The organism is Nitrobacter sp. 62-23 (genome assembly GCF_001897285.1).
In the GTDB taxonomy this organism is placed as follows: Bacteria; Pseudomonadota; Alphaproteobacteria; order Rhizobiales; family Xanthobacteraceae; genus Nitrobacter.
The window spans coordinates 1-1,145 of record NZ_MKSM01000087.1 but is presented as its reverse complement, the minus strand read 5'-3'; the positions used below and the strand labels follow the sequence as shown (position 1 = coordinate 1,145).

Below are 1,145 nucleotides of genomic sequence, written 5' to 3'. Positions count from 1 at the left end.
CGTCGCTGAACTACTTCATCGCCGACAAATACATCAAGGCCTTCGGCCAGCTTGCCAATTCGCCGAACCAGAAGGTGGTGATGCTGCCGTTAGAGGCCACCAGTATGCTGGCCTCACTGGGCGGCATCGGCGAAATAGCCAAGGCGACCTTCGGCGACGGCGCGGCGCCGGCGGCGGCCGCGCGGCGCGGAGCCGTGCCGAATGCGGGCGCGCCGGCCCAGCCGATCCCGCCGCAGGGGTAGGATCCGGGAGCGTTTTCTATGACCGACATGTTCGTTTCGCTGGGGACGTGGAACTGGCTCATCTTCGGTCTCATCCTGATGGGACTCGAATTGCTGACGCCGGGCGTGTTCCTGTTCTGGCTCGGCCTCGCCGCGTTCCTGGCCGGATTATTGTCGTTCGCCTTCGATCCGGCGTGGCAAACGCAGATCCTGATGTTCGCGGTGTTCGCCGTCGCGGCTGTGCCGTTGTGGCGGCGCATGGCGCGGGCAAAGCCGGGAGCCGCCGACAGTCCGTTCCTCAACAAGCGCGCCGACGCGCTGGTCGGTCGCGTCTTCACCCTGGAAAAGCCGATCGTCGACGGGAGCGGCACGGTGCGCATCGACGATACCATCTGGCGGGTGACGGGACCGGATGCGCCGGCAGGCAGCCGCGTGAAGGTCGTGAAGGCCGACGGCGCGCGCCTGACTGTGGCGGCGGCGTAGCGATCCGGCTCGCGGCGATTACGCCACGCCGGCGCGCAGCAGGTCGTGCAGATGCACGATGCCGACGGGCTTTTTGTCGTCGGTCACGATCAGCGCGGTGATCTTCGACGAGTTGAGGATTTCCAGCGTCTCGCCGGCCAGAAGGTCGCGTCCGATCGTCTTCGGATTCCGGGTCATGACATCGTCGACGCGCGCGGTCATCAGGTCCGGGCGCATGTGACGGCGCAGGTCGCCGTCGGTGACGATGCCGACGAGGTGCCCGTGGCTGTCGACGATGCCGACGCAACCGAAGCCCTTCGAGGTCATCTCGACCAGCGCATCGGACATTTTGGTGCCGAGCGGCTTCAGCGGGATGGAATCGCCGCTGTGCATGAGGTCGCGGGTGTATTTCAGCAGCGCACCGAGCTTGCCGCCCGGATGCAGCACGCTGAAGTCGACCGA

At 66.2% G+C, this 1,145-nt stretch carries 2 protein-coding genes and 1 pseudogene; 2 read left to right on the top strand and 1 reads right to left on the bottom strand.

Annotated elements, in window-relative coordinates:
• Positions 1-242 (top strand): annotated as a pseudogene (locus BGO16_RS07730) (SPFH/Band 7/PHB domain protein); the annotation flags it as partial.
• Between the two features lie 18 nt (positions 243-260).
• A complete protein-coding gene (locus BGO16_RS07725) occupies positions 261-704 on the top strand; it encodes an NfeD family protein (protein ID WP_292618038.1) in 444 nt (147 codons plus the stop codon).
• Between the two features lie 18 nt (positions 705-722).
• On the opposite strand, the gene BGO16_RS07720 is transcribed toward BGO16_RS07725, so the two are convergent.
• The coding region (locus tag BGO16_RS07720; RefSeq protein WP_292618037.1) for a CBS domain-containing protein at positions 723-1,145 on the bottom strand (423 nt) is incomplete at its 5' end.